Source organism: Pseudomonas japonica, from assembly GCF_900188455.1.
Classification (GTDB): Bacteria; Pseudomonadota; Gammaproteobacteria; order Pseudomonadales; family Pseudomonadaceae; genus Aquipseudomonas; species Aquipseudomonas japonica.
The window spans coordinates 181,782-204,012 of the sequence record NZ_FZOL01000009.1; the positions used below are offsets into that span (position 1 = coordinate 181,782).

The window sequence follows — 22,231 nt, forward strand, 5'->3', positions numbered from 1 at the left end:
CCTCAGTGAAAATCCCGGCTGCGCACATTCAGCCCGTGTAACAACGGGCTGAGATCCTCCAGGCGGCGGGCGATCAGATGGCGCACGCCATCGGCGAACTCCAGCTTGCCCCTCACCTGCATCAACTGCGCCCCCACCAGCACCCGCCGCTGGCGCTCGGCCAGGTCGCGCCAGACCACCACATTGAGCATGCCGAACTCGTCCTCCAGGGTGACGAAGGTCACCCCGCTGGCGGTCTGCGGGCGCTGCCGGCCGACCACCAGCCCGGCCACGCTGATGCTGTCGCCGTGCTCGACATCGTCCAGCGCCCGCGAGCTGCGGCAACCCAGGCCGGTGAGGCGGCGGCGCAGCAAAGCCAGCGGATGCGGGCCGAGGGTGGTGCCCACGCTGGCGTAGTCGGCGAACAGCTCTTCGCCAAGGCTCGGCGCCGGCAGTTGCACCGCCACTTCCGGGGTCGGCTCGACGGCGGCGAACAGCGGCAGTTGCGCCTGCACCGCCGCCACTTCCCAGCGCGCCTGGTAACGGTGTCCGGCCAGCGCCGCCAGCGCATCGGCATCGGCCAGCAGGTCGCGGGCGCGGCCATCCAGTTCGGCGCGCAGGCACAGATCACCGACATCGCGAAAAGCCCGTGCCTCCCGCGCCCAGGCCAGGCGCTCGGCATCCTCCTGGCGAAAACCGCGGACCTGCCGCAGTCCGATGCGCAGGGCCAGCGCCCCGCCCGCCCCCGGCTCCAGCGTGCAATCCCAGTGGCTGTGCCGCACATCCACCGGACGGATCTCGATAGAGTGGCGGCGCGCGTCCTGGAGGACCTGGTCCGGGCTGTAGAACCCCATGGGCCAGCTGTTGATCAGGGCGCAGGCGAAGATCGCCGGCTCATGGCACTTGAGCCAGCAACTGGCGTAGGTCAGCAGGGCGAAACTGGCGGCGTGGGACTCGGGGAAGCCATAGCTGCCGAAGCCCTTGATCTGTTCGAAGATGCGCTTGGCGAATTCCAGATCGTAGCCATTGCGCAGCATGCCTTCGGTCAGGCGAATGCGGTGTGGCTCCAGTCCGCCATGGCGTTTCCAGGCGGCCATGGAACGGCGCAGCTCATCGGCCTCGCCGGGGGTGTAATCGGCGGCGACGATGGCCAGGGACATGACCTGCTCCTGGAACAGCGGTACGCCCAGGGTTCTTTTGAAGACGGCCTTGAGTTCTTCCGAGGGATAAACCACCGGCTCCTCTCCGTTGCGCCGACGCAGGTACGGATGGACCATGTCCCCCTGGATCGGCCCCGGCCGCACGATCGCCACCTGGATCACCAGGTCGTAGAACGTCTGCGGCCTGAGTCGCGGCAACATGGCCATCTGCGCCCGCGACTCGATCTGGAACACGCCGATGGTGTCGGCACGGCTGATCATGTCGTAGGTGGGCCGGTCGTCCGCGGGGATCCCGGCAATGCTCAGACGGCGCCCGCGATGCCGCTGGTAGAGATCGAAACAGCGCCGCAAGGCACTGAGCATGCCCAGCGCCAGCACATCCACCTTGAGCAGGCCGACGGCGTCGAGGTCGTCCTTGTCCCACTGGATCACCGTGCGCTCATCCATGGCGGCGTTCTCCACCGGTACCAGGCTGTCCAGCGGCTGTTCGCTGATGACGAAACCGCCCGGGTGCTGCGACAGGTGGCGGGGAAAACCCATCAGGTCGCCGGTCAACGTCAGCACCCGGTGCAGCAGCGGGCTGTCGGGGTCGAAGCCGGCTTCGACGAGACGCTCCGCCGAAGGCACGCGGTCGCTCCAGCGCCCGCAGCAGTCGGACAAGGCACCCAGCTGATCCGGCGGCAAGCCCAGTACCCGACCGATATCCCGGACCGCACCGGAGGCATGGTAGGTGCTGACCACGGCGGTCAGCGCCGCGCGATGACGACCATAGCGGTTGAACACGTACTGCAGGACTTCCTCGCGCCGGTCGTGCTCGAAGTCCACGTCGATATCCGGCGGCTCGTTGCGCTCGCGGGACAGAAAGCGCTCGAACAGCAGGCTGCTCTTGCCCGGGTCCAGCTCGGTGATGCCGAGGACGAAGCACACCACCGAATTGGCCGCCGAACCGCGCCCCTGGCAGAGAATCCCGCGCTCGCGGGCGAAGCGGACGATGTCATGCACGGTGAGGAAATAGGACGCGTATTCGAGCTCGCTGATCAGGGTCAGTTCGTGCTCCAGGGCCATCCGGTTCTTGTCACTGATGCCCCCGGGCCAGCGCTCGGGAATACGCCGCTCGCACAGTTCCCGCAACCAGCCGCCGGCGTCGTAGCCCGCGGGCACGACTTCGCGCGGGTACTGGTACTTGAGATCGCGCTTGAGATCGAAGTGGCAACGCGCGGCGACCCGCGTGCTTTCCTCCAGCAAGGCCGGTGGATACAGCGCCCTCAATTGCTCCTGGGCACGCAGATGACGCTCGCCATTGGCGAACAGGCGATGCCCGGCCTCGGCGACGGTGGTGTGATGACGAATGGCCGTCATGCAGTCCTGCAGGGCCCGCCGTCCACGGCTGTGCATATGCACGTCGCCGCAGGCCAGCGGCTCGATACCCAGTTCGCGGGCCAGTTGCCGCAGGTCGTGCAGGCGCTGACGATCGTCGTGCCCGTGGTGCAGGTGCACCGCCAGCCACAGGCGCTCGGCGAAGATCCCGCGCAGCCAGCGGCCTGGCGCGGGATCGTCCGGCGCCTCCGGCACCCAGAGAGCGAGCAGGCCGTCCATGGGCTGGGCGAAATCCTCGCGCAGCACGCGGTAGCTGCCCTTCTCGGCCCGCCGTCGGGCGCGGGTGATCAAGGCGCAGAGATGCTGGTAACCGCTGAGGTTCTCCACCAGCAGGACAAGCCTGGGCCCGTCGTCCACACGCATTTCACTGCCGACGATCAGTGGCACGCCGGTCTTCAGCGAGGCCTGCCAGGCCCGCACGATCCCCGCCAGGGTGCATTCGTCGGTGATCGCCAGCGCCTGGTAGCCCTGGTCCTTGGCCCGGGCGAACAACTCCAGGGCACTGGAGGCACCGCGCTGGAAACTGAAGTTGGACAGGCAGTGCAGCTCGGCATAGCCGCTCATGCGAACCAGCCCTGCAGCCACAGCGGGCTGTCGCGGCCGTCGCCGAACTGGCGATAGGCCCAGCCACGCTGGCCGGACGCGGTCTCGATCAGGTAGTAGTCGCGGCGCACATCGCCGCCATCCCACCAGCCGGACTCGATGCGCTCCGGCCCAGCCAGCAGGCGCAGGCCGTTCAGCGGCAATGCCCGGGGCTCATCCAGCAGCCAGCCGGGACGCGGTGCCGTGCAGCCACCGGCATTCGCCGCGGGCAGACCGGCACTGCGCCAGGCGCATTCGGGACGATGATCGGCCACCACGCCCACGGCGCGCACGGCGTCATCGCCGAGACGCGCGCGCAGGCGTTCGCGCAGTTGTTCCCAGTTCTGCTGTTGCTGGGCCCGTGCCGAAAACAGCTCGCCGGCCTGGGGCACGAAGGCCGGCAGTTCCTCGGCGCTCAGGCGCAGATTGCGTACGGGTGCCCTCAGCGTCAGTTGCTCAAGCCGCCCACGGGCCAGTTCCAGCAGACGCCCGGCCTCGCGCTCGGCCGCCAGCAGGCCGACCCGCAGCAGGGTGTCGGCGCCTTCGGCGTGCTCCAGGAACAGGCTGAAGCGCTGTACCCCGGCATCGCGTCCGGCGAGAAAGGCGGCCAGGTCCTCGATCATCCGGCGCAGCGGGAACAGCAGGGCCTGGCTGGATTCCACATCGAAATTCAGTTCCAGACGCGAGTCGAAACGGTCCGGCGGCAGGTAACAGTCCAGGGCCATGGCGCGCAGGCCGAGCAGGCGGTCGAGATGCAGTTGCACCTCGGCGGCGAAACGCCGAGCCAGGGTGTCGCGGGGCAGGGCCAGCACCTGGTCGAGCCGACGCAGGCCCATGCGGGTGAAGGCCGTGGCGGCTTCCGCCGGCAACCCGAGACGTTCGATGGGCATGGCAGCCAGGGCGGCGCGGGTCGCCTCGGGATCGCTGACGGCGAGGCCGTCATGGGCGTTGGCAAGCATGCGCGCCGCCACCGGATTACTGGCCAGGACGATGCGATGGCTGAAACCCAGGGCCCGCAACTCCTCGCGCAGGCGCGCTTCGAAACGCGGCCAGGGACCGAACAGGCCAAGGCTGGAGCGCACCTCCATCAGCAGCGCCCGGGGGTAATGCAGGCTGACCTGGGAACTGAAGCGATAGGCCCAGGCCGCGAGCAGGCGCTGCTGACGCTCGGTGGCGGCGGGATCGTGCTCGACCGTGGTGAAGCCCTGGGCCAGGGCCTGGGCGCTGGTCAGGCTCAGGCCGGCGCGCAGGCCGAGGGCACGGGCGGCCGGATTGACCGCCTGCAGCACCCGGCGATTGGCCGGGCCGGTGAGCAGCACCAGCGGCTGGTCGGCGTCGTCACGCCCGCGCAGGACGCTGTCGAGCGCCAGTTGCGGCAACAGGATGCAGGCCCAGAGCATGCCACTTCACCCCGTGTGTCCGGCAGCGATCGGGCGGTTGGGTGCCAGTCCGCCACGGCATTTGAGCACCCGCCATTGCGCCGGCCGGGTGTCGATGGCGATACGCAGGGCGGCGGGCGAAGGATTGAGCGCCGCGGCCTGGTCGCGACAGGCAAAGGCCAGGGCCTGGCCGGTTTCCGCGGCCACCTGCAGACGGCGCAGGGCGCGGTCGTCGACGCGTTGCGGCCAGCACAGCACGGCCGCGCAACTGCCGGAACGCAGGCATTGCTCGGCGGCCCAGAGGCTTTCACCGGCTTCGGCCTCGACCACCGCAAGCCAGCGCAGGTCGACCCCCGCCGCCTGCCAGGCGGGCGGGTACGGAATGAACGGTGGCGCAACCAGCACCACCCGCTCCCCCGCCCGGCTCAACCTGGCCAGGCTGGGCCAGAGCAGGTGCAGTTCGCCGGCGCCCTCGCCGGACAGCAGCAGTTCGCTGAGCGCCGCCGGCGGCCAACCGCCTCCCGGCAGCACGGCGTCCAGCGCGGCATGCCCGGTGGGTTGCAGGCCATGCGCCTCGGTCAGTGGCCGGCCCTTCCACACCCGGCGGGTGTCGAGCAGCCCGTCGAGGCTGACCACCGCGCCCATCAGTCGCGCCTCACCAGGCCGCAGAACACCCCTTCGATGACGAAGTCGCGCTCCGGGCCGACGATGATCGGCGCATAGGCCGGGTTGCGCGGCAGCAGGCGGTAATGGCCGACGCCGCGTTCGAAGCGCTTGATGGTCACCTCGCCATCGAGGCGGGCGACGATGATCTGCCCGTCGCGAGCCTCGGCCTGCTGACGGATGCCCACCAGGTCGCCATCGAGGATGCCGTCGTCGATCATCGAGTCACCGCGGACCTTGAGCAGATAGCTGGGGGTGCGGCTGAACAGGTGGGCATCCAGCATGAGCTGCTCGTGGATATCCACGTCCGGACCGATCGGCCGCCCCGCGGCGACCTGGCCGAGCACCGGGATCTCCAGCACCTCGGGACGACGCAGGGGCCCGGCCAGGCGGATGCTCCGCGCCTGGTTCGGGGTGACTTCGATGAAACCCGCCTCACAGAGGGCCTGGACATGCTTGCGCGCCACGCTGCGCGAAGCGAAGCCGAAGGTCTGGGCGATATCGGCGAGGCTGGGCGGTCGCCCTTCTCCGGCGATGCGATCGCGGATGAAAGCGAGAATGGCGCTGCGTTTGGGAGAGAGTCTGGTCATGGAGCACATTTGTACTCTTTTCCTTCCGCGCTGACCAGCCCCGTCGATCGGCAGGTATGATGGCCAGTCACTGTTACCGGATGTTCCCCCATGCTCGACGCCCTGCTCTTCGATCTCGACGGCACCCTCGCCGATACCGACAAGCTCCATCTGCTGGCCATGCAGCAACTGCTGCACGAGGACGGCCGCACGCTGACCGAGGCGCAATTCGAGGCGCATATCAGTGGACGGGCGAATGCCGATCTGTGCCGTTACCTGTTTCCGGACCGGCCACTGAGCGAGCATCTGCTCTTCGCCGAGCGCAAGGAGGCACGTTTTCGCGAGCTGTCGCCAACCCTGCAGCCGACGCCCGGGCTGCTGCGCCTGCTGGAGTACGCGCAAGGCCGCCGTATCGGCATGGCGGTGGTGACCAATGCGCCGCGGGCCAATGCCGAGCACATGCTCGCCGCGCTGGGGCTGGAGGGACGTTTCGAGCCTGTTCTGGTGGCCGAGGAACTGGCCCGGGCCAAGCCGGACCCACTGCCCTATCTCACCGGCTTGCAGCGTTTGGCTGCGCGGGCCGAAACGGCCCTGGCGTTCGAGGATTCGCTGCCGGGAGTGCAGGCCGCCAGTGGCGCCGGGATCTTCACCGTGGGCTTGACCACCAGCCAGTCGGCGCAGGCGCTGATGGCCGCGGGTGCGAGCCTGGCTGTGGCGGACTTCGAGGATGCGCGGTTGTGGGAAGTGATTGCGCGGATGAGCGGAAGATAGTTTTCGCCTGCCTCGCCAATCACCTTGACGTAAACGTCAACCTGGCTTTAGGTTAGGCCCATTGTCTTTACCAGAGCCCACCCATGAGCAGCCAGACCTACAGCATTTCCGACCTGTCCCGCGAGCTGGACATCACCACCCGGGCGATCCGCTTCTACGAGGAGCAGGGGCTTCTCAGCCCCGAACGCCGCGGCCTGGAACGCATCTACTCGGCCCGCGACAAGGTCAGCCTGAAACTGATCCTGCGTGGCAAGCGCATTGGTTTCTCTCTCGCCGAATGCCGCGAGCTGATCGAGCTGTACGACCCCAGCGGGGGCAACACCAAGCAGCTCAACAGCATGCTGGCGAAGATCGCCGAACGCCGCGCCCAGCTGGAACAGCAACTGCTCGACATCCAGCAGATGCAACTGGAACTGGACACCGCCGAGGAGCGCTGCATGCAGGCGCTGACGGCCACCCTGAACAAACAGAACAACGGCCACTGAGCCCCATCAGGAAACCCCACGCCATGCCATTGCCCGCCAAAGTTCGTCTGGTCGAAGTCGGTCCTCGCGACGGTCTGCAGAATGAAGCCCAACCCATCAGCGTCGCCGACAAGGTGCGCCTGGTCGATGACCTCACCGCCGCCGGCCTGTCCTACGTCGAAGTCGGCAGTTTCGTCTCGCCCAAGTGGGTGCCACAGATGGCCGGCTCGGCCGAGGTCTTCGCCGGCATCCGCCAGCAGCCCGGGGTGACCTATGCCGCCCTGGCCCCCAACATGCGCGGCTTCGAGGACGCCCTGGGCGCCGGGGTCAAGGAAGTGGCGGTGTTCGCCGCCGCGTCCGAGTCCTTCTCCCAGCGCAATATCAACTGCTCCATCAGCGAGAGCCTGCAACGCTTCGTGCCGATCATGGACGCCGCGCGCCAGCACGGTGTGCGGGTGCGCGGGTACGTGTCCTGCGTGCTCGGCTGCCCCTACGAGGGCCAGGTGGATGCCGCCCAGGTCGCCGCGGTGGCCCGCGAGCTGTACGAGATGGGCTGCTATGAGGTCTCCCTCGGCGACACCATCGGCACCGGCACTCCGGGCGCTACCCGCCACCTGTTCAACGTGGTCGGCGCCCAGGTGCCGCGCCCGCAACTGGCCGGGCATTTCCACGATACCTACGGCCAGGCCCTGGCCAACGTGTATGCCAGCCTGCTGGAAGGCATCAGCGTCTTCGACAGCTCGGTCGCCGGCCTCGGCGGCTGCCCGTACGCCAAGGGCGCCAGCGGCAACGTCGCCAGCGAGGACGTGCTGTACATGCTGCAAGGCCTGGGTATCGAGACCGGCATTGACCTGGAAAAGCTCATCGAAGCCGGGCAACGCATCAGTCTGGTGCTCGGGCGCGCCACTGGCTCCCGTGTGGCGCGTGCGCGCAACGCCTGCTGAATCCCCTGCTGAAACATGGCGGTAACACCTCGCGCGGGCTCACAAAGTGTTACCGCCTTCACACTTCCCAGGGAAAAACCGGGTAACACGGAAACAAATCAGCGGATTTTCCCGTGCCAGAATTTTTCTCAAACCGATCAAACCCCTGATTTCATTGGGTTTTAAAAAGTTGGCACGGCATCTGCTATATCTCTGGCACAACAAGAATAAAAAATGCGGCAAACCCAATAAAAACAAGACGTAACGGATCTGACACAACAAGAACAATACGGCAGAGACGAAGCTAACTGATTTTTTTGGAGTGGATGACTTTTCGGGGGCGTGCCCCGCAACCAGACAGAGAACAATAAAACTACCTCAAGGTAGCGCCCGTCACGGTTGGATCAGCAATGATGAAGGTCGATCAGCGCTCAAAAAAATACGTTTGCTCTTGATCCCGGATGGGGATCGCACAAGCACCAAAGAGGCAACGGTTGCCAAAAACAACAATAGACCGCCCTCCAATAACAAAAAAAGAGCACGCAACAATCTTTGAGGGGAGCTTCGGCTCCCCTCAGTGCATTCAGGGCTTTTTCAACGCCTGTCGTCCCGCTTCTCCTCCTTCCCCTCCAGCCAGTCCACCACCCAGGGCATCACCCCCAGCACCACCAGCGCCAGCACCGTGCTGAACAGCGCCGTGGCCTCGCGCCCCATGCCGGCGGCAACACCGATGGCGGCGGTCATCCACAGGCCGGCCGCGGTGGTCAGCCCCTTGACGTGACTGGCCTCCTGATCGCGGCCCTTGAGAATGGTGCCCGCGCCGAGAAAACCGATGCCGGCGACGATCCCCTGCACCACCCGGCTCAGCGCCGCATCGTCGACCCCGGCCATGCGCGGCACGAGGACGAACAGCGCCGCGCCGATCGCCACCAGCATGTGGGTACGCACACCGGCGGCCTTGCCCTTCATCTCCCGCTCGAAGCCCAGCACCGCGCCCAGCAGCGCAGCCATCAGCAGGCGCACCGACACCTGGGTCAACTGCCTGGCATCGGTGATGTCGGCAAATTCCGCCACCAGGGTCACCCACACTTCGTGCCACCAGGCGTCCATGGTCCTTGTCCATTGTCAGGGAAGTCAGACGATGGACAACGAGCGCCCGAGCAAAGTGCGACGCGACCGCTGATCGGTTGCCGGAGGCAACCCGCGCCGCCCTGCGGTCACAAGCGATAAGCCCCCCGTGACGAGGATCACGCCATGCCCATCGAGATCGACGAACAGACCCGCCGCTGCACGCTGATCGGCGAAGACCTGAATATCGAAGGCGCCGCCGAGGAAGTGCGGGTGGTGACCGACGAGCACCTGCGCATGTCGGTCGCGGAACTGGCCGGCAAGCGCGTGCCGATCACCGAAGCCGAGGCCGACGCGCTCACCGTGGCGGGTGCGGTGGATGGTCGCAGGCATCTGAAGAGCAGCGTTCCGGGCTCGATAATCTAAGGCTTCGAGCCATTTCCAGGAGAATCTGATACGGTTTTTACACAAATACCTGAGCCTGTTATGCAAACAGATGGGGCGCCATAGTGCTCTGGCCTGATCGAGGCCTGATGAGCGACGAACCATGAGCGAACACATCCCTGTCCAGATCGTCGAAGTTGCCGAGCCGTCCCACAAGAAGAAGGCCGCCAGCAGCGACGGACACATCTACACCCGCAGTTTCTCCGGTCTGTACCGCAACCTGCGCCTGGGTGGCGCGGGTTTCCTTTTCCTGCTGTTCTTCGCCACCGCCTGGCTCGACTGGGACGGTCGCCAGGCGGTGCTCTGGGACCTGGCGGAAAGCAAGTTCCACATCTTCGGCGCAACCTTCTGGCCGCAGGATTTCATCCTTCTGTCCGCCCTGCTGATCATCTGCGCCTTCGGCCTGTTCGCCATCACCGTCTTCGCCGGGCGGGTGTGGTGCGGCTACACCTGCCCGCAGAGCACCTGGACCTGGCTGTTCATGTGGTGCGAAAAAGTCACCGAGGGCGACCGCAACCAGCGCATGAAACTGGCCAAGGCCCCCTGGGGCCCGAACAAGCTGGCCCGCCGCGCCGTCAAGCACAGCCTGTGGCTGGCCATCAGCGTGCTCACCGGCCTGACCTTCGTCGGCTACTTCACCCCGATCCGTCCCCTGGCCGAGGAGCTGTTCACACTGCAGGCCGGTGGCGTCAGCCTGTTCTGGATCCTGTTCTTCACCGGCGCCACCTACATCAACGCCGGCTGGATGCGCGAAGCGGTGTGCATGCACATGTGCCCTTATGCGCGTTTCCAGAGCGTGATGTTCGACAAGGACACCCTGGCCGTGGCCTACGATCCGCGCCGCGGCGAAACCCGCGGGCCGCGCAAGAAGGAAGTCGACCACCACGCCAAGGGCCTGGGCGACTGCATCGACTGCCAGATGTGCGTGCAGGTGTGCCCCACCGGCATCGACATCCGCGACGGCCTGCAGATGGAATGCATCGGCTGCGCGGCGTGCATCGATGCCTGCGACAGCATCATGGACAAGATGAACTACCCGCGCGGCCTGATCGGCTACAAGTCCGAGCACACCCTGCAAGGTGGCCGGACCCACTGGCTGCGTCCGCGCCTGCTCGGCTACGTCACGGTACTGGTGGCGATGATCGGTGCCCTGGTCATCGCCCTGCACGAGCGCCCGATGGTCTCCATGGACGTGATCAAGGACCGTGGCCTGTTCCGCGAGAACGCCCAGGGCCAGATCGAGAACATCTACATCCTCAAGGTCATCAACAAGACCCAGCAGCCACAGGAATACCAGTTGCGCCTGCTCGACGCCGAGGGCTTCGAACTGCACGGCAAGACTCGCTTCAGCATCCCCGCCGGGGAAATGGCCGAGTTGCCGGTCTCGGTGGCGATGCTCGCCGATCGCCCCGCCAGCAGTTCCCTGGAGCTGGACTTCGAACTGGTGGACAGCGACCAGCCGGCGATTCGCAGCGTCGCCCGCAGCCGTTTCGTTGCGCCGTTGAACCGTTGATCCCCTACACTGCGTTGCCCGCCGAACCTGCAGAGCCATGATGAAACGCTACGAGAAATTCGCCGACGACATTGCCGAACTGATCTACACCGGGGTTCTCGGCCCCGGACAACGGGTGCCGTCGGTGCGCTATGCCAGCCAGACCTACGGGGTCAGCCCGTCCACGGTGTTCCAGGCCTATTACCTGCTGGAACGCCGCGGGCTGATCCGCGCCCGGCCGCGCTCGGGCTATTTCGTCAACGCCCACGCACCGCGGCCGTTCAGCGAGCCGCAGATCGGCGAGCCGGCCAGCGAGTCCACCGAAGTGGATGTCAGCGAGCTGGTGTTCTCCATCCTCGAATCGATCAAGGATCCGCACACCGTGCCGTTCGGCTCGGCCTTCCCCAGCCCGGCGCTGTTTCCCCTGCAGCGCCTGGCCCGCTCCCTGGCCAGCGCCACGCGCGACATGGACCCGCGCATGGTGGTCACCGACCTGTCGCCCGGCAATCCGCAACTGCGCCGGCAGATCGCCCTGCGCTACATGGTCGGCGGGCTGATGCTGCCGATGGAGGAACTGCTGATCACCAACGGCGCGCTGGAAGCGCTGAACCTGTGCCTGCAGGCAGTGACCGAGCCGGGCGACCTGGTGGCCATCGAAGCCCCGGCCTTCTATGCCTGCCTGCAGGTGCTGGAACGGCTCAAGCTCAAGGCCGTGGAAATTCCCGTGCATCCGCGCGAGGGCATCGACCTCGGCGTGCTGGCGCAGACCCTGGAACGGCATCCGGTCAAGGCCGTGTGGTGCATGAGCAACTTCCAGAACCCGGTGGGCGCCAGCCTGCCGGAGGACAAGAAGCGCGCCCTGGTCGAACTGTTGCGCCAGCACCAGGTGCCGCTGATCGAGGACGACGTCTACGCCGAGCTGTACTACGCGCAGCAGGCGCCGAAGCCGGCCAAGGCCTTCGACAGCGAAGGCCTGGTGATGCACTGCTGTTCGTTTTCCAAGAGCCTGGCCCCGGGCTACCGCATCGGCTGGGTCGCCGCCGGGCGTTTCGCGCAGAAGATCGAACGCCTGAAACTGATGACCTCGCTGTGCGCCTCGATGCCGGCCCAGGCGGCCATCGCCGACTACCTCCAGCACGGCGGCTACGACCGCCACCTGCGGCGCCTGCGCTATGCCCTGGAAGAACAGAAGAACGCCATGCTCGCCGCGATCGGCCGCTACTTTCCGGCGACGGTGCGGGTCAGCCATCCTTCCGGCGGCTACTTCCTCTGGCTGGAACTGCCGGAAGGCATGGACTCCCTGAAGCTGTTCCAGATGGCCCTGGCCCAGGGCATCAGCATCGCCCCGGGGCCAATCTTCTCGCCGACCCGGCGCTTCCGTAACTGCATTCGCCTGAACTACGGCAGCCCATGGAGCGAGCAATCGGAAAAAGCCATGGAAACCCTCGGAAGGATCGTACGTTCTTTCTAGCCGCCAGCCAGCCGTCGGTCTACAGTGGCGGCATTGGCTTGCGTCCGGACGTTTCCATGCCTTCCAGCGAACTCGATTCACTGCGCCTGCAATTGCGTGAGCTGCAACAGCGCAATGCTGCCCTCGAACAACAACTGGTACAGCAACCGCCGCTGGACGAGGACTTCTACCGCTTTCTCTTCGACACCATGGACGAGGGCTTCTGTGTCATCGAGTTCTTCGATGGCCCCCACGGCCCGTTGAGCGATTACATCCACGTCCTGGCCAACGCCGCCTATGCGCGGCACGCCGGCATCCCCAACGTGGTCGGACAGAAACTGCGGGAAATGGTGCCGGACGAGGCCGACGACTGGGTGGCCCGCTACGGCGCGGTGCTGCGTACCGGTCAGCCACTGCACTTCGAACAGGAACTGGTGGCCACCGGCCGCGTCCTCTCGATCACCACCTTCCGCATCGAACCGCTCGAACGTCGCCAGGTCGCTGTGCTGTTCAAGGACGTCACCGAACGCCGCCGCGCCGAAGAGGCCCTGCAACAGCTCAATGAGCAGCTGGAACAGCGTGTCCTGCAGACCGTGGCCGAGCGCCAGTTGCTGGCCAAGCTGGTGGACAACAGCATCGCCTGTGTCCAGGTGGTAAGCCCCGACCTGCGCTGGATGGCGATCAACCAGCAGGCGCTGCGCGACTTCCACTACCTCTACGACGAAGCCCCCTGTGTCGGCGACAGCGTCGAATACACCCTGCGTCGCCATCCCTCCGACTGCGCCCGCGGCCTGGCCCTGTGGCGACGGGCCCTGGCCGGCGAGGCGTTCATCGAGACCGGCGAGTTCGGCAGCGGCGAGCGCCGCCGGCACTACGAGCTGCGCTTCAATATCCTCCACGACGAGCACGGCACGCTGCGCGGGGCTTACCTGTTCGCCTATGACATCAGCACCCGGGTCGCGGAACAGCAGCGTCTGCTGCGCGCCGAGGAAGCCTTGCGCCAGGCGCAGAAGATGGAAGCGGTGGGCCAGCTCACCGGCGGTATCGCTCATGACTTCAACAACCTGCTCGACGGCATCCTCGGTGCCCACGAGCTGATGCGCCAGCGCCTGCAGCAGGAGCGGCATGCCGACCTCGGCCCGCTGCTCGATGCCGCCAGCGGCTCGGCCCAACGCGCCGCCTCGCTGGTGCACCGCCTGCTGGCGTTCTCCCGCCAGCAGACCCTGCTGCCCCAGGCGACCCACGTCGGCAGCCTGATCAGCGACATGCAGGAACTGATCTGCCGCAGCGTCGGCCCGTCCATCGAAGTGCGCAGCCATTTCGCCGACGACCTGTGGCCGACCTTCATCGACCCGCCGCAACTGGAAAGCGCCCTGCTCAACCTGTGCATCAATGCCCGCGATGCCCTGCCAGGTGGTGGACTGATCGATATCCATATCGAGAACCTGAGCCTCGACGAAGAACGCGGGTCACCGCTGGACCTGGCCGCCGGGCATTACCTGTGCCTGAGTGTCGCGGACAACGGCCTGGGCATGTCCGCCGAGGTGGCGGCACGGGCCATCGATCCGTTCTTCACCACCAAGCCGCTGGGCCAGGGCACCGGGCTCGGCCTGTCGATGGCCTACGGTTTCGTGCGTCAGTCCGGCGGGCAACTGCGCATCGTCAGCGCGCCGGGCAAGGGCACGCGCATCGAACTGTACCTGCCGCGGCATCATCAGCAGCCGGCGGCGCACCAGGCGCCGGGCGCGGCCACGCCCCTCGTCGCCCAGGGCAGTGGCGTGCATATCGTCCTGGTGGAAGACCAGGAAACCCTGCGCATGGTGATCAGCGAGGTGCTGGAGGAGTCGGGGTACCGGGTCGATGTCTACAACAGCGGCGTGGCCGCCCTGCCGGCACTGCGCAACGGGCCGGCACCGGACCTGCTGATCAGCGACATCGGCCTGCCCGGCGGGCTGAATGGCAAGCAACTGGCGGAAGCGCTGCGCCTGGCGCATCCGGGGTTGCCGGTGCTGTTCATCACCGGCTACGACGAAAGCGCCGCGCTGAGCGACGGGCAACTGGCGCCGGGGATGAGCGTGATGACCAAGCCGTTCGGGCTGGAAGCGCTGGTGCTGCGGGTGGAGCAGATGCTGGTCTAGATTGGTGGTCAGGTGAAAATTTCCAACGTGCTGTGGAGCCCATGTAAATGACGGAACGAATCTATTTACCAGGCTTGGCATTGGCTCACTACAAGGGATTCGGCCCGGATCTCCAGTTCATGGGGCCGTTCAAGGCCATCAACTTCTTCGTGGGCACCAACAACTCGGGGAAGTCTTCAATCCTGGAGTTCATTTCAAATCACTCGAACACCTTTCTCTCTCAAAGTATGGAACGCAGAGAGGCAACCGATCTGAAGGACCTGGACTTCAACGTCAAAATTCATAAAAGGGGGCCTGAAGTTGCCTTGTGCGAAAACGCGAATGAACTACGCGATAAGTCGACCTACACGTTGAGCGCCTCTGACATCCAGAATGCCTTAAGTGACCTGATTGGTAGCTACAGTGATAAGCAAGGGCTCGTTTGGTATAACAAGAACGAGCGCGACCTGATATCACACTACGCCCTATGCGAAATATCAGAAAAAAGCCTTAACCTGCTACATGACTATTACAGAACACCTCAACCCATGGAAGTATGGAAGCAACATATCATCGACAACACCCAGGACTGGTATGGTGCAAAATGCATAAGCATCCCCTCCCTACGAGAAACAACCTACACCAATGACAATACGCACAGTTCCAACGGCCAAGGATTCATCAATAGAATATCCGAAATCCAGAACCCGGCTGACTATGGGGTCAACGTCCACGCCCAATACAACAAGCTGAACGACTTCCTGCGAAAGGTTACCGAAGAGGAAAGCATAAAAATCGAGGTATCGCACAAACATGAACTGTCGGTCATCATCGAAGATAAAAAGCTGCCTATCGCCTCATTGGGCATGGGGCTCCAGCAATTGATCGTGATCGGGGTCAACTGCGTATTGAACGACGGCATTCTGATCTGCATCGAAGAGCCGGAGCTGCATCTGCATCCGACCTTGCAACGCCGTCTGATCCACTACCTGCATGAAGAGACGACGAATCAGTATTTCATCGCCACCCATTCGGCAACCCTGATAGATACCCCGAACGCCGCCATATTCCAGGTTTATCAAGCGGAGGGCTTCACCCGCGTAAGCGCTGCACCCAGCTCCGACGAACGCTGGAGCACTTTGCAGAACCTTGGCTATCGACAATCGGACCTGATCCAGAGCAACTGCATCGTCTGGGTGGAAGGCCCCTCCGACCGCCTCTATGTAAACCATTGGCTTCATAAGAAAGACAGCACGCTGCGCGAAGGCATCGACTACGCAATCATGTTCTATGGGGGACGTCTACTGGCCCACCTGAGCGCGGACGCGCCTGACAGCAAACAGGACATCGAGGCCCTGATTGCCCTGCGCAACATCAACCAGAACCTCGCCTTCCTTATCGACAGCGACAAGGACACCCCGGACAAACCCATCAACAGCACCAAAGAGAGAGTCAGGAGCGAACTAAAAAAATGCGCTGGCCTCTGCTGGATCACCCAAGGGAGAGAAATCGAGAACTACGTCTCTGCCACCTCCATGCAGGAAGCGTTGAGCACCTGTTATCCCAAATTCAAACAGCAGATCAGCAACGGCCAATACGATCACACCCTTCCGTTTCTCCGGACGGATGATAAGGAGCAGGATGTCGTCGACAAGATGAAGGTCGCGCAGAACATTTGCTCCAGAGAGGCCGAACTGGATGTGCTCGATCTGGAAGCTCGTATCGACGAGCTGGTGACGTTCATTCACCGTTGCAACGGGCATCGGGCAACAGCGCCTCGACCTGCGGATTCAATACCTTAACGCCCGCCACCAAGATCGATGAAACTCCCGGTCGAATACGAGGCCTTGTCCGACAGCAGCCAGATGATCGCCTCGGCCACTTCCTCGGCCTGCCCGCCGCGGCCCATCGGAATGCCCGGTGCCAGCTTGCTGACCCGGTCCGGGTCGCCGCTCAGGGCATGGAAGTCGGTGAAGATGTACCCCGGCCGCACCGCATTGACGCGAACGCCCTCGCCCGCCACTTCCTTGGCCAGGCCCAGGGTGAAGGTGTCCAGGGCGCCCTTGGAGGCGGCGTAGTCGACGTATTCGTTGGGCGAGCCCAGGCGCGCGGCCACCGAGGAGACGTTGACGATGCTGCCACCACTGCCGCCATGCCGCGTCGACATCCGCGCCAGGGCGTGCTTGGCGCAGAGGATCGGCCCGACCACGTTGGTCTTCATCAGTTTCAGCAGGCGGAACTCGGACATTTCCTCGACCCGGCTCTTCTGGCCGATGGTCCCGGCGTTGTTGACCAGCGCGGTGACCCGGCCCAGCTCGTGATCGACCTGGTTGAACAGATGAATGACCTCGTCCTCGACGCTGACATCGGCGCGCACGGCGATGGCCCTGGCACCCAGCTCACGGACCTGGGCCAGCACGCGCTGGGCCGCCTCGTCGTCGGCGTGATAGTTGATGCAGATCCGGTAACCCTGGCGCGCGGCCTGCAGCGCGGTGGCGGCGCCGATGCCGCGACTGGCTCCGGTGATGATGATGACCTTGTCCATGACAACCCCACTGGTGTTCAACCGCGCAAGGCTAACGCAGTCCGCCGCCGACGCAAAGCCTGCGACGCCAGCTGACAAATCTGTAATTCACTACTCAGCTTTCTGACAGGACTATCAGAATAAGGTCGTGCCATCCCTGTTGATGGACACGACGCCCCATGCCTCACCTTCCCTCCCGACGCACCTTCGTCAAGGGCCTGGCCGCCGCCGGTGCCCTCGGCGGCCTCGGTCTCTGGCGCCCGCACGCCTGGGCCCGTGGCCCCCACGATTTCGCCGAACTGGACGGCCAGCATTTCGAGCTGTTCATCGGCCAGACCGCGGTGAACATCACCGGCACCCCGCGCACCGCGCTGACCATCAACGACAGCCTGCCCGGCCCGGTGCTGCGCTGGCGCGAAGGCGATACGGTGACCCTGCGGGTGCGCAACCGTCTGGAGGAAAGCACCTCGCTGCACTGGCACGGGATCATCCTCCCGGCCAACATGGACGGCGTGCCGGGGCTGAGCTTCGCCGGCATCGAGCCCGGCGGCGACTACCTCTACCGCTTCACCCTGGAGCAGCACGGCACCTACTGGTACCACAGCCATTCGGGGCTGCAGGAGCAGGCCGGCGTCTACGGCGCCATCGTGATCGAGCCGAAGACGCCGGAGCCCCACGTCTACCAGCGCGACTGCGTACTCCTGCTCAGCGACTGGAGCGACGAGAAACCCACGGCCCTGCTGGCGCAGTTGAAGAAGCAGGCTGACTACTTCAACCGCCAGCAACGCACTGTCGGTGACTTCATCGACGACGTCGCCCGCGACGGCTGGAGCACCACCCTGGCCGAACGCGGGCAATGGGCGCAGATGCGCATGACGCCCACCGACATCGCCGATGTCAGTGCCGCCACCTACACCTACCTGCTCAATGGCCTGGCCCCGGAAGGCAACTTCACCTGCCTGTTCCAGCCCGGCGAAACCCTGCGCCTGCGCCTGATCAACGGCTCGGCGATGACCTATTTCGACTTCCGCATTCCCGGCCTGAAGCTGACGGTGATCGCCGCCGATGGCCAGCCGGTACAACCGGTGACGGTGGACGAACTGCGCCTGGCGGTGGCGGAGACCTACGATGTGCTGGTCAGCGTCGGCGATGCGCCGGCCTACACCCTGTTCGCCCAGAGCATGGACCGCAGCGGCTACGCCCGCGGCACCCTGGCCCGCGCATCAGGCCTGAGCGCCGCGGTGCCGGCGCTGGACCCGCGGCCGCGGCTGAGCATGGCGGACATGGGCCATGGCGACATGCAGGGCATGGATCACGGCGCCATGGCGGGCATGGATCACGCCAGCATGGCCGGCATGAACCACGCCATGCATGGCATGCAGCGACATCCGGACTCGGAAAGCGGCAACCCGCTGGTGGACATGCAGACCATGATGCCCACGGCCAAGCTGGACGATCCCGGTCTCGGCCTGCGCGACAACGGCCGCCGCGTGCTGACCTACGCCGATCTGAAGAGCACCTTCGCCGATCCCGACGGCCGCGAGCCGGGACGGGAGATCGAACTGCACCTGACCGGGCACATGGAGCGTTTTTCCTGGTCGTTCGACGGCATCCGCTTCTCCGACGCCGAACCCCTGCGCCTGCGCTATGGCGAGCGCCTGCGCATCACCCTGGTCAACGACACCATGATGGCCCACCCGATTCACCTGCACGGCCTGTGGAGCGACCTGGAGGACGAGCACGGTCGCTTCCAGGTGCGCAAGCACACCATCGACATGCCACCGGGCAGCCGCCGCAGCTACCGGGTCAGCGCCGATGCCCCGGGCCGCTGGGCCTACCACTGCCACCTGCTCTACCACATGGAGACCGGCATGTTCCGCGAGGTGCGCGTCGATGAATGAACGACTCAACCGGCCCCTGCTCGGCGGCATCGCCCTGCTGCTGTTGCTGGGCAGCGAAACAGTGCGCGCAGCGGCCATGGACCATTCGACGATGGACCACGGCAGCATGGACCACGGCGCGATGAATCATGCCGGCATGGATCACGGCGGCATGACGGCCGCCCCGGCGCAGCCGCGCACGCCGCTCAAACCGATCACCGACGCCGACCGTCAGGCCGCCTTCCCGCCGCTGCCCGGCCACCAGGTGCATGACCGACAGATCAACTGGGCGGTGACCGTCGAACAACTGGAGTACCAGAGCGTTGAAAACAGCAGCGCACTGAACTGGAACGGCAACGCCTGGATCGGCGGCGACATCGATCGCCTGTGGCTGCGCAGCGAAGGCGAACGGGAACAGGGCCGCACGCACAAGGCTGAACTGCAGGCGCTCTGGGGACATGCCGTCAGTCCGTGGTGGGAGGTGGTCGCGGGGCTGCGTCAGGACTTCAAGCCGGCCAGCGGCCAGACCTGGGCCGCCTTCGGTATCCAGGGCACGCCGCTGTCCAACCTCGAACTGGAAGCCACGCTGTACGCGGGTGAGCGACAACAGACCGCGCTGCGCCTGGAGGCCGCCTACGCTATCCTCCTGACGCAACGCTGGCGGCTGGAACCGAGCCTGGAGCTGAACCTCCATGGGCGTGACGACCGCAGTCGCAGCCAGGGCGCGGGGTTGTCGGACAGTGAGGCGGGGCTGCGCCTGCGCTATGAGATCACGCCGGGGTTCGCGCCCTATGTGGGGGTCAGCTTCAACCAGGCGTATGGCAGTACCGCCGATCTGATCCGCGAGGACGCCGGCGATATCGGACAGACCCGCTGGGTGGCGGGGGTTCGATTGAGATTCTGACCCTGAGGGTGGCCGCTTTGCGGCTATTCGCGGGCAAGCCACGCTCCTACGGGGCCGGCGACTTCCTGGTAGGAGCGTGGCTTGCCCGCGAAGGACCGCAAAGCGGTCCCAAGCCTGAAATACAAAGGAGATACCTATGCTGAAAAAGAACCTGATCACCCTCGGCCTGCTGGCCCTGAGCAGCCTGGCCCAGGCCAGCCAGACCATCGACGTCTACCGCGATCCGAACTGCGGCTGCTGCAAGGAGTGGATCACCCACCTGCGCGACAACGGCTACACCGTCAACGACCATGTCGAGCCGAACATGAGCGCGGTCAAACAGAAGCTCGGCGTCGCCCCGCGTCTGGCTTCCTGCCATACCGGCGTGCTCAACGGCCAGTTCATCGAAGGCCATGTTCCGGCCGAACAGATTGCCCTGCTGGGCAAGCGCCCGGACCTCAAGGGCATCGCCGTGCCGGGCATGCCAATGGGCTCGCCAGGCATGGAAATGGGCGATCACAAGGACGCCTACGAGGTCATCGGCCTGACCGCTGAAGGCAAGGACGAAGTGGTGGCGCGCTACTGATTGCGTCGGAGATTGTCCCCGCCAAGGGGACAATCTGTCTTCCCCAACCTGGATTGTCTGACTCCCATCCCGCTTGCAGAATGCACACTCCTTTTTCAACGCTGCCCCGGCAGCTCATGGAGTCCGAGCGATGCCACACGAAGGCAGCCTTCTGCAAACCGCGGTGATCTTTCTGCTGGCCGCCGTCATCTGCGTCCCCCTGGCCAAGCGCCTGCAACTCGGTGCCGTGCTCGGCTACCTGCTCGCTGGCGTGGTCATCGGCCCACAGGCCCTGGGACTGATCCGCGATACCCAGAGCGTCGCGCACATTTCCGAACTGGGCGTGGTCCTGCTGCTGTTCATCATCGGCCTGGAACTGTCGCCACGGCGCCTGTGGCTGATGCGCAAATCGGTGTTCGGCGTCGGCCTGGCCCAGGTCCTGCTGACGGGCGCGGTGATCGGCGGCATCGCCCTGCTCGGCTTCGCTCAATCGCTGCCGGCGGCGATCGTCCTCGGTCTCGGCCTGGCCTTGTCATCCACCGCGTTCGGCCTGCAGAGCCTGGCCGAAAACAAGCAGCTCAACGCCCCCCACGGGCGCCTGGCCTTCGCCATCCTGCTGTTCCAGGACATCGCCGCGATCCCGCTGATCGCCCTGGTCCCGCTGCTCGCCGCCACGGGCCCGGACACCAGCCACGGCGACAGCCTGGGCCATGGCCTGCGGGTCTTCGCCAGCATCGCCATGGTCATCGTCGGCGGGCGCTACCTGCTGCGTCCGCTGTTTCGCACCGTGGCCCGCAGCGGCCTGCCGGAAGTCTCCACCGCCACCGCGCTGCTGGTGGTGATCGGTACCGCCTGGCTGATGGAACAGGCCGGGATCTCCATGGCCCTCGGCGCCTTCCTCGCCGGTCTGCTGCTGGCGGACTCGGAATACCGCCACGAACTGGAATCACAGATCGAACCCTTCAAGGGCCTGCTCCTGGGCCTGTTCTTCATCAGCGTGGGCATGGGCGCCAACCTGCGCCTGCTGCTGGACATGCCGCTGCTGCTGATCAGCCTGACCCTGTTGCTGGTCGCGGTGAAACTGGTGCTGCTGATGCTGGTCGGGCGCTTCGCCGGTGGCCTGAACACGCTCAACGCCCTGCGTCTTGGCGTGGTGCTGGCCGCTGGTGGCGAGTTCGCCTTCGTGGTGTTCAAGCTGGGCCGCGACCAGGGTCTGTTCGATGCGCAGACCTACGACCTGCTGCTGATGACCATCACCCTGTCCATGGCCATCACCCCGCTCCTGCTGTTGGGCTGCGCGCGACTGGTCAAGCGTCCGCCGGCGCCCCGCGAAGTGCCCGAGCAGTACAAGGCCATCGCCGGCGATGCGCCGCGGGTGGTGATCGTCGGCATGGGCCGCATGGGCCAGATCGTCGCGCGCATCCTGCGGGCGCAGCGGATACCGTTCATCGCCCTGGACACCTCGGTGGATGCCATCGAGATGACCCGTCTGTTCGAAGAGGCGCCAGTGTTCTACGGCGATCCGCAGCGTGCCGAAGTGCTGCACGCGGCCAAGGTCGGCGAGGCCGAGTATCTGGTCATCACCACCGACGATCCGGAGGCGACCACCCGCACCGCCGAGCAGGTCAAGCGGCTGTATCCGCACCTGAAGGTGCTGGCCCGGGCGCGCAACCGCCAGCATGTGCACAAGCTGGTGGACGTGGGTGCCGAGCCGATTCGCGAGACCTTCCACTCCAGTCTGGAGATGAGCCGGATGGCATTGGTCGGGCTGGGCTTGAGCGAGCAGCAGGCGGACGAGCGGATTCGACGCTTTACCCGGCATGACGAGGAGGTACTGGCGGCCCAGGGTCGGGTCCGGGATGACAAGGCCAAGGTGATGCAGACGGCCAAGGAAGCGCGGGTGGAGCTGCAACGCCTGTTCGAGTCGGATACGCCGTGATG

General features: G+C 65.4%; 18 protein-coding genes. 12 read left to right on the plus strand and 6 right to left on the minus strand.

What is annotated here, in order from left to right; all coding sequences use genetic code 11:
• Positions 1–2 precede the first annotated feature (2 nt).
• Genes CHB99_RS13515 through lexA form a run of 4 tightly spaced genes read right to left on the minus strand, consistent with a single transcriptional unit; the run spans position 3 to position 5,739 of the window.
• Complete coding sequence (locus CHB99_RS13515; protein WP_212555911.1) at positions 3–3,101, minus strand: error-prone DNA polymerase; 3,099 nt, start codon at positions 3,099–3,101, stop codon at positions 3–5.
• Positions 3,077–4,498 carry a Y-family DNA polymerase gene (locus tag CHB99_RS13520; RefSeq protein WP_042125543.1) on the minus strand — a complete coding sequence of 474 codons (1,422 nt, stop codon included), beginning with the start codon at positions 4,496–4,498 and terminating at the stop codon, positions 3,077–3,079. Before CHB99_RS13520 ends, CHB99_RS13515 begins: the two co-directional genes overlap by 25 nt.
• 6 nt (positions 4,499–4,504) lie before the next feature.
• On the minus strand, positions 4,505–5,122 hold the full coding sequence (gene imuA, locus CHB99_RS13525) for a translesion DNA synthesis-associated protein ImuA (protein WP_042125546.1): 618 nt from the start codon (positions 5,120–5,122) through the stop codon (positions 4,505–4,507).
• Entirely contained in the window at positions 5,122–5,739 is a 618-nt protein-coding gene (gene lexA, locus CHB99_RS13530; RefSeq protein ID WP_042125548.1) for a transcriptional repressor LexA, read from the minus strand. The genes imuA and lexA overlap by 1 nt, the downstream gene beginning before the upstream one ends.
• A gap of 81 nt (positions 5,740–5,820) precedes the next feature.
• Here lexA and CHB99_RS13535 point away from each other — a divergent pair, with 81 nt between their 5' ends.
• The 3 genes from CHB99_RS13535 (at position 5,821) to CHB99_RS13545 (ending at position 7,888) form a co-directional block, all read left to right on the plus strand.
• Entirely contained in the window at positions 5,821–6,480 is a 660-nt protein-coding gene (locus tag CHB99_RS13535; RefSeq protein ID WP_042125549.1) for an HAD family hydrolase, read from the plus strand.
• A gap of 83 nt (positions 6,481–6,563) precedes the next feature.
• Positions 6,564–6,965, plus strand: coding sequence for a MerR family transcriptional regulator (locus tag CHB99_RS13540; protein WP_042125551.1), 402 nt, complete (start codon positions 6,564–6,566; stop codon positions 6,963–6,965).
• 23 nt (positions 6,966–6,988) lie between these two features.
• Positions 6,989–7,888 carry a hydroxymethylglutaryl-CoA lyase gene (locus tag CHB99_RS13545; protein ID WP_042125553.1) on the plus strand — a complete coding sequence of 300 codons (900 nt, stop codon included), beginning with the start codon at positions 6,989–6,991 and terminating at the stop codon, positions 7,886–7,888.
• Positions 7,889–8,461: 573 nt separating this feature from the next.
• On the opposite strand, the gene CHB99_RS13550 is transcribed toward CHB99_RS13545, so the two are convergent.
• Positions 8,462–8,977 (minus strand): MgtC/SapB family protein, encoded by a 516-nt coding sequence (locus CHB99_RS13550; RefSeq protein ID WP_042125555.1) that lies wholly within the window; start codon positions 8,975–8,977, stop codon positions 8,462–8,464.
• A gap of 144 nt (positions 8,978–9,121) precedes the next feature.
• On the opposite strand from CHB99_RS13550, the gene CHB99_RS13555 reads away from it, so the two are divergent.
• The 5 genes from CHB99_RS13555 (at position 9,122) to CHB99_RS13575 (ending at position 16,240) form a co-directional block, all read left to right on the plus strand.
• A complete protein-coding gene (locus CHB99_RS13555) occupies positions 9,122–9,361 on the plus strand; it encodes a DUF3203 family protein (protein ID WP_042125557.1) in 240 nt (79 codons plus the stop codon).
• A 121-nt stretch (positions 9,362–9,482) separates the two neighbouring features.
• Positions 9,483–10,892, plus strand: a complete 1,410-nt coding sequence (gene ccoG / locus CHB99_RS13560) for a cytochrome c oxidase accessory protein CcoG (RefSeq protein ID WP_042125559.1) — start codon at positions 9,483–9,485, stop codon at positions 10,890–10,892.
• A 40-nt stretch (positions 10,893–10,932) separates the two neighbouring features.
• Complete coding sequence (gene mapR / locus CHB99_RS13565) at positions 10,933–12,342, plus strand: GntR family transcriptional regulator MpaR (RefSeq protein WP_042125561.1); 1,410 nt, start codon at positions 10,933–10,935, stop codon at positions 12,340–12,342.
• A 56-nt stretch (positions 12,343–12,398) separates the two neighbouring features.
• Positions 12,399–14,459 carry a hybrid sensor histidine kinase/response regulator gene (locus CHB99_RS13570; protein WP_042125562.1) on the plus strand — a complete coding sequence of 687 codons (2,061 nt, stop codon included), beginning with the start codon at positions 12,399–12,401 and terminating at the stop codon, positions 14,457–14,459.
• A 47-nt stretch (positions 14,460–14,506) separates the two neighbouring features.
• Positions 14,507–16,240: an AAA family ATPase gene (locus tag CHB99_RS13575; RefSeq protein ID WP_052419441.1), complete on the plus strand. Its 1,734-nt coding sequence runs from the start codon at positions 14,507–14,509 to the stop codon at positions 16,238–16,240.
• Here CHB99_RS13575 and CHB99_RS13580 read toward each other — a convergent pair.
• Positions 16,237–16,983 (minus strand): SDR family oxidoreductase, encoded by a 747-nt coding sequence (locus CHB99_RS13580; protein WP_042125564.1) that lies wholly within the window; start codon positions 16,981–16,983, stop codon positions 16,237–16,239. The two genes, CHB99_RS13575 and CHB99_RS13580, sit on opposite strands and share 4 nt — an antisense overlap.
• A gap of 158 nt (positions 16,984–17,141) precedes the next feature.
• Here CHB99_RS13580 and CHB99_RS13585 point away from each other — a divergent pair, with 158 nt between their 5' ends.
• The 4 genes from CHB99_RS13585 (at position 17,142) to CHB99_RS13600 (ending at position 22,229) form a co-directional block, all read left to right on the plus strand.
• Positions 17,142–18,863: a copper resistance system multicopper oxidase gene (locus CHB99_RS13585; RefSeq protein ID WP_042125566.1), complete on the plus strand. Its 1,722-nt coding sequence runs from the start codon at positions 17,142–17,144 to the stop codon at positions 18,861–18,863.
• Positions 18,856–19,746, plus strand: a complete 891-nt coding sequence (locus CHB99_RS13590) for a copper resistance protein B (RefSeq protein WP_042125569.1) — start codon at positions 18,856–18,858, stop codon at positions 19,744–19,746. Before CHB99_RS13585 ends, CHB99_RS13590 begins: the two co-directional genes overlap by 8 nt.
• 136 nt (positions 19,747–19,882) lie before the next feature.
• Positions 19,883–20,311: a DUF411 domain-containing protein gene (locus CHB99_RS13595; protein WP_042125571.1), complete on the plus strand. Its 429-nt coding sequence runs from the start codon at positions 19,883–19,885 to the stop codon at positions 20,309–20,311.
• Between the two features lie 130 nt (positions 20,312–20,441).
• The gene (locus tag CHB99_RS13600; protein WP_042125574.1) at positions 20,442–22,229 is read left to right on the plus strand and encodes a monovalent cation:proton antiporter-2 (CPA2) family protein; all 1,788 of its coding nucleotides are present in this window, start codon (positions 20,442–20,444) and stop codon (positions 22,227–22,229) included.
• The last annotated feature ends 2 nt before the right edge of the window (positions 22,230–22,231 follow it).

Bases quoted from the DNA above. Each gene is read 5' to 3' on its own strand.
- mapR (WP_042125561.1), top strand. From the start codon at position 10,933: ATGAAACGCTACGAGAAATTCGCCGACGACATTGCCGAACTGATCTAC.
- CHB99_RS13575 (WP_052419441.1), top strand. From the start codon at position 14,507: ATGACGGAACGAATCTATTTACCAGGCTTGGCATTGGCTCACTACAAG.
- CHB99_RS13595 (WP_042125571.1), top strand. From the start codon at position 19,883: ATGCTGAAAAAGAACCTGATCACCCTCGGCCTGCTGGCCCTGAGCAGC.
- lexA (WP_042125548.1), bottom strand. From the start codon at position 5,739: ATGTGCTCCATGACCAGACTCTCTCCCAAACGCAGCGCCATTCTCGCT.
- CHB99_RS13555 (WP_042125557.1), top strand. From the start codon at position 9,122: ATGCCCATCGAGATCGACGAACAGACCCGCCGCTGCACGCTGATCGGC.
- CHB99_RS13585 (WP_042125566.1), top strand. From the start codon at position 17,142: ATGCCTCACCTTCCCTCCCGACGCACCTTCGTCAAGGGCCTGGCCGCC.
- ccoG (WP_042125559.1), top strand. From the start codon at position 9,483: ATGAGCGAACACATCCCTGTCCAGATCGTCGAAGTTGCCGAGCCGTCC.
- CHB99_RS13540 (WP_042125551.1), top strand. From the start codon at position 6,564: ATGAGCAGCCAGACCTACAGCATTTCCGACCTGTCCCGCGAGCTGGAC.
- CHB99_RS13570 (WP_042125562.1), top strand. From the start codon at position 12,399: ATGCCTTCCAGCGAACTCGATTCACTGCGCCTGCAATTGCGTGAGCTG.
- imuA (WP_042125546.1), bottom strand. From the start codon at position 5,122: ATGGGCGCGGTGGTCAGCCTCGACGGGCTGCTCGACACCCGCCGGGTG.
- CHB99_RS13600 (WP_042125574.1), top strand. From the start codon at position 20,442: ATGCCACACGAAGGCAGCCTTCTGCAAACCGCGGTGATCTTTCTGCTG.
- CHB99_RS13550 (WP_042125555.1), bottom strand. From the start codon at position 8,977: ATGGACGCCTGGTGGCACGAAGTGTGGGTGACCCTGGTGGCGGAATTT.
- CHB99_RS13520 (WP_042125543.1), bottom strand. From the start codon at position 4,498: ATGCTCTGGGCCTGCATCCTGTTGCCGCAACTGGCGCTCGACAGCGTC.
- CHB99_RS13580 (WP_042125564.1), bottom strand. From the start codon at position 16,983: ATGGACAAGGTCATCATCATCACCGGAGCCAGTCGCGGCATCGGCGCC.
- CHB99_RS13545 (WP_042125553.1), top strand. From the start codon at position 6,989: ATGCCATTGCCCGCCAAAGTTCGTCTGGTCGAAGTCGGTCCTCGCGAC.
- CHB99_RS13535 (WP_042125549.1), top strand. From the start codon at position 5,821: ATGCTCGACGCCCTGCTCTTCGATCTCGACGGCACCCTCGCCGATACC.
- CHB99_RS13590 (WP_042125569.1), top strand. From the start codon at position 18,856: ATGAATGAACGACTCAACCGGCCCCTGCTCGGCGGCATCGCCCTGCTG.